Annotated in this window: 9 protein-coding genes; 4 read left to right on the top strand and 5 right to left on the bottom strand. The window is 39.9% G+C overall.

Annotation, left to right across the window (positions count from 1 at the left end; all coding sequences use genetic code 11):
• Positions 1–798: 798 nt before the first annotated feature.
• The 3 genes from ATB78_RS27445 to ATB78_RS27435 form a co-directional block, all read right to left on the bottom strand.
• Positions 799–1,170, bottom strand: coding sequence for a hypothetical protein (locus ATB78_RS27445; protein ID WP_061011120.1), 372 nt, complete (start codon positions 1,168–1,170; stop codon positions 799–801).
• Positions 1,171–1,343: 173 nt separating this feature from the next.
• Complete coding sequence (locus tag ATB78_RS27440; protein ID WP_053808626.1) at positions 1,344–1,730, bottom strand: hypothetical protein; 387 nt, start codon at positions 1,728–1,730, stop codon at positions 1,344–1,346.
• A gap of 137 nt (positions 1,731–1,867) precedes the next feature.
• Positions 1,868–2,545, bottom strand: a complete 678-nt coding sequence (locus ATB78_RS27435; RefSeq protein WP_061011119.1) for a YiiX/YebB-like N1pC/P60 family cysteine hydrolase — start codon at positions 2,543–2,545, stop codon at positions 1,868–1,870.
• A gap of 224 nt (positions 2,546–2,769) precedes the next feature.
• Here ATB78_RS27435 and ATB78_RS27430 point away from each other — a divergent pair, with 224 nt between their 5' ends.
• The 3 genes from ATB78_RS27430 to ATB78_RS29725 all read left to right on the top strand — a co-directional run bounded on the left by ATB78_RS27430 (position 2,770) and on the right by ATB78_RS29725 (position 4,329).
• On the top strand, positions 2,770–3,357 hold the full coding sequence (locus ATB78_RS27430) for a DUF6036 family nucleotidyltransferase (RefSeq protein WP_061011118.1): 588 nt from the start codon (positions 2,770–2,772) through the stop codon (positions 3,355–3,357).
• A gap of 28 nt (positions 3,358–3,385) precedes the next feature.
• Complete coding sequence (locus ATB78_RS27425) at positions 3,386–3,760, top strand: hypothetical protein (RefSeq protein WP_240537449.1); 375 nt, start codon at positions 3,386–3,388, stop codon at positions 3,758–3,760.
• 275 nt (positions 3,761–4,035) lie between these two features.
• Positions 4,036–4,329, top strand: a complete 294-nt coding sequence (locus tag ATB78_RS29725) for a hypothetical protein (protein WP_155647880.1) — start codon at positions 4,036–4,038, stop codon at positions 4,327–4,329.
• Between the two features lie 205 nt (positions 4,330–4,534).
• Here ATB78_RS29725 and ATB78_RS29720 read toward each other — a convergent pair whose 3' ends face one another.
• Together ATB78_RS29720 and ATB78_RS27415 are read right to left on the bottom strand one after the other, a co-directional pair.
• Positions 4,535–4,831 (bottom strand): hypothetical protein, encoded by a 297-nt coding sequence (locus tag ATB78_RS29720; RefSeq protein WP_155647879.1) that lies wholly within the window; start codon positions 4,829–4,831, stop codon positions 4,535–4,537.
• A 130-nt stretch (positions 4,832–4,961) separates the two neighbouring features.
• Entirely contained in the window at positions 4,962–5,438 is a 477-nt protein-coding gene (locus ATB78_RS27415) for a hypothetical protein (RefSeq protein ID WP_061011117.1), read from the bottom strand.
• Between the two features lie 341 nt (positions 5,439–5,779).
• Between ATB78_RS27415 and ATB78_RS29715 the strand changes: the two genes are divergently transcribed.
• Positions 5,780–6,067 (top strand): hypothetical protein, encoded by a 288-nt coding sequence (locus ATB78_RS29715; protein ID WP_179947029.1) that lies wholly within the window; start codon positions 5,780–5,782, stop codon positions 6,065–6,067.
• The last annotated feature ends 236 nt before the right edge of the window (positions 6,068–6,303 follow it).

The following is a 6,303-nucleotide window of genomic DNA, read 5'->3' as shown; positions in this document are numbered from 1 at the left end:
AAGTCAAAATACGCACCAGACATATCAAATGGCAGTCTAAATACAATGATTGAAATACCAAAATATATCGCGAAGAAGAGACTCACACTGTTGATAGCTGACATTTTTATCCTTTAAACATAACGCCTTGCTAAGGTGTGAGTAACGCAATACAAAAGCTACCGCACAGCGCCTTAATCACCATAAGCCACCGCAAAGTAAAAATGCTATGCGTTACGAATCACTCTTAAGCAATTTGTTAGTACATGCGCTACTTCTATTTATGCGCTCCAAGATATTGAAAACTGCGATGATATGAAAGGCTTTGAACACTGAAGTGAGACGGGCAGCTGCAAAACTTTACCGCCATTGAGAAACGTGAGTTGGCTAGAAGAAAAACGCACTGAACTGCTCTACATTCACTAGCTTCAAATTAGAAAAGGATTCTTTCCTCGTACTTCAACAGCCACACCAAAAGTAATCAAGGTTCTCTCAAAAGCCACCACGAAAATGAAGAAGCGCTAAAGAAATAGACTAAGAGTTAGAAGCCGTAAACGGTGAAATCAAAGCAAACACTCCGCATATAGTGCCACCGGAAAAAACGTGAAAGGTACAAACTGAAAGGTGTAAAGACGAGCGCCAAAACAGATAAACACCAAAACTTATGACCTTTGATGTCAAACCCGTACTAACGCCCAATTAAGGGGTGAACAACGCCTCCACCCAAACCTAAATCATTGTGCCATTGACACTAAATTTGAAGTAGAAGCAAAAATGCCAAGCGTTGTGAATCCCTCTTAAATTGCTTGTTATGTAAATCTACTTGCGTTCAACGACTTTTAGTGAAAACGCATTGTACAAGCTTATTTGACTACGCCCACGATATTCTGAAACAGTTCCCTTGCCACAAACCTCACTATTTACTAACTGTTGTAATGAACCGTGTTCTTGCTTAAATTCAGCCAAGTCATCTTCCCATACTACAAGTGTTAGAGATTGCTTTGGAAAGCGATCATCCATGTTCAGGTATAAGCCACGCTTGAAACGAGATACTTCCTTTAAAGTACCACAGGCAATTACATCTTCACCTTCATGGAAAGGAGCATCTTTTGAGTCAATTTTAGTAGCACTATAGCTGAATGAAGAAACCAGCAATGATGTAAGTAATACGGTTGGGGTGATAAATTTCATACGAGTAAACCTTAAACGTCATAATTAAGGTTATTATACAGAACACCATTTACTTACGATATCGATATTTACATAACGCCGCATTAAGGTGTGAGCGACGCTTGGCTATACTTGAGCGAAGCGAAAACGCCAAGCGTTGCGAATCACTCTTAAATGCTTTGTTATATGAAACTTCAAATGGTAACGGAACCTATATATTTACCTTGTTCTTCGAACACGGTTTGGCGAACGATGCCCACTTTACCTTTTGCAGCCCCCTTAGAAGCCGTTGCTCGCATGTGGCGATCGAAGATAGAAACTGGCAACTGAAACAACTCGAATTTACCACTTTCTTGTTGAAATGCACCAACTACAAAATCCAGTCGCTCTAGCATTTTGTAGGTAACACCAACACTGTCTGTATCGACCTTTGCACACTTAATGACAACATGACTGTCTTTGTAGATGCATTCGTTGCTGATTTTGGACGAGATAGAAGTGCCGAGCTTTTCTGCAATAATACGAGCAGTCTGCCTACCCCAGTCATTCGCAGCTGCTCCTGATGATTGATTCTGAGTCATTACCTATCTCCTTTCATATAACGCCGCATTAAGGTGTGAGCAACGCTACCACGAAACTTGACCATACCACCGTAAACACAAAACCCAACGATGGAATGAAAAATGCCAAGCGTTGGGAATCACTCTTAAATGCTTTGTTATGAGCCATATATTTCATCATATGTGGATTGATTATAAAAAACATCGTCTGTTGGTATAGCGTGAGAGCTATGCTTTACTAAATAACCAGCAAAAACACCAAATGTAGCATCATTTCCTAAGTCTCCTGGAGCATAAACATTTGATTGATATAAAACCGCTGCACTTGGTTGAATGATGCCAACGGCAATAAAACAATCACAAACAAACTCAGAGCAAAAATAATTTGATTTTACTGGCGAATAAGGGGGAAAATCTCCATTAAAAAATTCGTTTAACTTCTTGAATAAAGTAGATTCATGAAAAGCCTTGCGTTTAACAAAACGAGCAATTCCGCATAAATTATACCTAGAGCCCATATTTATCACTTTATCAATAAACTGCTTAAGATCGTCAATTCGTTTAGTGCTTCCCCAGCCATGATGCAGGCGTAGTACAGCAACATGATCATATCTAGCAATCAAATCGGATACATTAGTTTTTCCAATCCGACCTTTTTTGAAACCATCAAAAGCTAATGATTCAGCAGCTAATGAATCTCCGTAATATATTGCGGCATGGCAATATTTACTTCCCGTTTTTTCTTCTATTTTTTTAGCAACATAGTCATCTTTTTTATGGCAAAGTAGTACATCACCCGGCTGAAGCCATGCTATATCAAGTTGTTTGTTATTCATTTTTCTCTATATTCCGAATGTTTAGCAATGGCTCATAACGCCCTGTTAAGGTGTGAGCAACGCAATGCCGAAGTCACCGCATAACACCTTAAACACTAAACGCAACGCATAGTAAAAATGCCACGCGTTGCGAATCACTCTTAAACAGTTTGTTATATGCATAGTATGTGATTGACTTTAATAGTTAAACGGTGTGAAATCACTTTTCTTAAAAAAAGGCACACATGACTGATTTACACACCGAAACACCTTTAGCACAAGCTATTTTTGAGCTATTCGATGATCTAGCTCAGTTGATTGAAGAAAAGCACGGAGATTTGCCAGCAGGTTCAATAAAAGCTTACGTTTTTGGAGGGTGTGCTGTTCATCTATATACAAATGCACGCGGGAGCAATGATCTAGATGCAGAGCTTAACGCTGCAAACAAGCTAGATATATCCAGTATCATCTTAGAACTTGACCCCGTCTACTTCGATGACCCTGAAGTTGGTGAGTCTACCCTAGATTGGGATGCGAATTTCAACATTGGTCTACCATCGCTTGGTCCCGATTACAAAGAAAATGCTATACCTCTAGTATTTGGAGATAGTATACTTCATATCTCTCTAGTCAGTGCTGTGGACATTGCAGTTTCCAAATTATCTAGATTAGCAGAAGATGATTTAAAAGATATTATTGCACTGTTCAAAGCAAAACGCTTTAGTTTAGAAGAGTTTAAACAGGTGGCGCAGGATGCCGTAGACTATAGCGCAACGCCTGATAGTTTACAAAGTAACGTAGAGTTTGCTATAACAGCTATAGAAGAAGCGTGATCAGTAATCATAATAGGTTTTTGTAACAATGAAACGCACACAAGAAGTTTTTGACAGATTGGTATCTAGCGAGTTCAGGCTAGCATCTTTTGAAGATGTTAAAACTGTTGCTCTAGCTATGTGGCATGAAAACTTCGTACCTCAAGTAAAGCATTTATCAGAGACTTCAGCTAAAGCCGCAGGCTATGTTGTTGACAAATTAATGCGCTTTAACTGCGTTTCTCAAGAACTCAAAGCTAAGTTGCGTGATGTACTAACTGTGCTTAAAGGGATGTTCAGCTTTACACCTGTAAAAGTAAAAGGCTGCGATAAACTCGCTCAAAATTGGGGACTTGCAACAGATTTAAAATTACAAGTGCGCGAACTTCTTGAATATCAAACGCGGCACTATAAGCACGCTTAAAGACTAGATTAAAGCACCTTTCGAGGTGCTTTTTTGATCTGTGCATATAACGCCCTGCTAAGGGGTGAGCAACGCAATACCGAAGCCGCCGCAAACCACCTTAATCACTAAAATCAACGCATAGTAAAAATGCCACGCGTTGCGAATCCCTCTTGAGCAGTTTGTTAGTTTGCAAATCCAAAACGTTGATTTTACGTTATTTTAAACTTTGCAAACAATAAACTTTATGTGTTTTAATGCACTTAAGTCAGGCGTAGTCTCAAAGCGGCTACTCAATGAAACCACTTGGAACAAACAACGTCGCAGAAAACGAACTCACAACACAAAAAAGCGCTTTTGGAAAACCAATCTCACAATGCGGACTTTCAACAAAGTCACTGAAACCACGTGGAACTTACCACACCAGAGAAAACGTCATTTCAGCGTGTAAATCGGCTTTTATACCAACAAACTCAACAAGCAGAGTTTCAGCAAAAAAGTTCAACTCGGTTAACCTAAAAGTCGCCGCACCAAAGAATAAATCACTAGTTGAAGCGATGCCAATTTTGGATTTTCACCATGTTAGTTAACAGTGAAATTGAAAGTGATACGACAATTTCGACTTTGAGCTTTTACGACTAGATCTTGCGATATAGCTGCGTTTTTCCTCTTGCAAACTAACGCCTTGTTAAGGTGTGAGGCTCGCAATACCGGAGCTTACGCATACCACCTTAACCACTAAAACCAACGCATAGTAAAAATGCCACGCGTGCCGAATCACTCTTGAACAATTTGTTATGAGTTATTTTTAGTACAAGACAATATTGAATTGAACTCAGACAAAGCTATTGGATGTAAGTCTGATGACTGAACAATATCAATTTTACCAAGTTTTTTGCATATTTCTCCCAGAGACTCCCCACAACTTGCAACTAAAATGTCTGATTCCGTTTTAGATCTTGCTACCATCAGCAAAGCACTGACTGAATCTTCGCATGGGTACTGACTCAGATCCATTGCAGCATCGTCTCGACTACTCAAGTCTGCTGAAGCATCGATTAGTACATTTATTAATCCTAAAGGTTGTCTCATATTCAATTACTCATAACGCCCTGTTAAGGTGTGAGCAACGCAATACCGATGCCGCCGCATACCACCTTAAACACCAAACGCAACGCATAGTAAAAATGCCACGCGTTGCGAATCACTCTTAAACAGTTTGTTAGCTTTTGAACCCACAACTATCACGATTTGCGGTGAAAGATCCGAGATAAACGCCATTACTTCCTGAATATGAGTACTCAAAATTAACACCAAACTTGATTGAAGAGATCATTTTGTCATTCGAACACACAGATGGCAGGACTGAATCACGCAAAGTTGTCTTAACCCAAGATTTATCTACATTTTGAGGATCTACGTTGATCAATGTGTAATGATAGATAAGCCTTGAATCCTCACCTAATGATGCCTTATCTAAACGAGTTTCAGCATCAACCATTGTTGGGGTGGTTGCATTAATTTGCTGCGCTGCTTTATTTAGGGCTTCATTAATTTTCGCCTGTTTCTCCACTTCTTGAGTAGAAGTGACTGCTGCTTTTCCAAACTCTTTTCCGATTATTCCACCAACTGTAATAGCAATCAAAAGAACTAAGACACCAAAGACTTTTAAGACAATTTTAATTAATTTTCCGAACATACGAATACTTAATGATTACGTTAACTTATTATGAAACTCGGATAATACACAACAATAACCACAATTCAAATATGGCTTTTTCTCTTGACGATAGATACTAGTGCGAAGAAAGCTAACGCCCTGCTAAGGGGTGAGCAACGCAATACCAAAGCCGCCGCATGCCACCTTAATCACTTAAACCCACGCATAGTAAAAATGCCACGCGTTGCGAATCCCTCTTGAGCAGTTTGTTAGTCGCGAGGCACCGAGCGACAATTTTAAGCCGAACTAAACTTTGCGAACAACAAACTTTATGTGCTTTGATGCATTTAAGTCAGGCGTAGTCTCAAAGCAGCTATTCAATGAAACCACTTGGAACAAACAACGCCGTAGAAAACGGACTGACAACACCAAAAAGCGCTTTTGGAAAACCAATCTCACAGTGCGAACTTTCAACAAAGTCACTGAAACCACGTGGAATTTACAACACCAGAGAAAACGTCATTTCAGCGAGTAAATTGGCTTTTGTACCAACAAACTCACCGAGCAGAGTTGCAACCAAAAACAGACTCTCGATTACCCTGCACTGTCAGCACCAAAGAACAAAACAACCGCAAGAACAGTTGACAGTTACAAAGCTTTGGACCTGAAACAGTTGAAATTGAGTTTTGACCATCGACGACGCACCTGCGTATCAAACGATCATCCTCGGAATTCTAAGCTTAGAAACATGATTTTGATTGCTAGCTTTTTCTGGCGACTAACGCCCTGTTAAGGGGTGAGCAACGCAATACCGAAGCCGCCGCATAACACCTTAACCACTAAATTCAACGCATAGTAAAAATGCCACGCGTTGCGAATCCCTCTTGAACAGTTTGTTAGTGCG

The organism is Vibrio sp. CUB2 (genome assembly GCF_001557945.1).
In the GTDB taxonomy this organism is placed as follows: domain Bacteria; phylum Pseudomonadota; class Gammaproteobacteria; order Enterobacterales; family Vibrionaceae; genus Vibrio; species Vibrio owensii.
The sequence above is the reverse complement of the archived record's forward strand: the minus strand, read 5'-3'. Positions and strand labels throughout refer to the sequence as shown.

Excerpts from the sequence above, each read along its gene's own strand:
- ATB78_RS27445 (WP_061011120.1), bottom strand. The coding sequence starts at position 1,170 with ATGAAATTTATCACCCCAACCGTATTACTTACATCATTGCTGGTTTCT.
- ATB78_RS27435 (WP_061011119.1), bottom strand. The coding sequence starts at position 2,545 with ATGAATAACAAACAACTTGATATAGCATGGCTTCAGCCGGGTGATGTA.
- ATB78_RS27430 (WP_061011118.1), top strand. The coding sequence starts at position 2,770 with ATGACTGATTTACACACCGAAACACCTTTAGCACAAGCTATTTTTGAG.
- ATB78_RS27415 (WP_061011117.1), bottom strand. The coding sequence starts at position 5,438 with ATGTTCGGAAAATTAATTAAAATTGTCTTAAAAGTCTTTGGTGTCTTA.
- ATB78_RS29720 (WP_155647879.1), bottom strand. The coding sequence starts at position 4,831 with ATGAGACAACCTTTAGGATTAATAAATGTACTAATCGATGCTTCAGCA.
- ATB78_RS29715 (WP_179947029.1), top strand. The coding sequence starts at position 5,780 with ATGAAACCACTTGGAACAAACAACGCCGTAGAAAACGGACTGACAACA.
- ATB78_RS27440 (WP_053808626.1), bottom strand. The coding sequence starts at position 1,730 with ATGACTCAGAATCAATCATCAGGAGCAGCTGCGAATGACTGGGGTAGG.
- ATB78_RS27425 (WP_240537449.1), top strand. The coding sequence starts at position 3,386 with ATGAAACGCACACAAGAAGTTTTTGACAGATTGGTATCTAGCGAGTTC.
- ATB78_RS29725 (WP_155647880.1), top strand. The coding sequence starts at position 4,036 with ATGAAACCACTTGGAACAAACAACGTCGCAGAAAACGAACTCACAACA.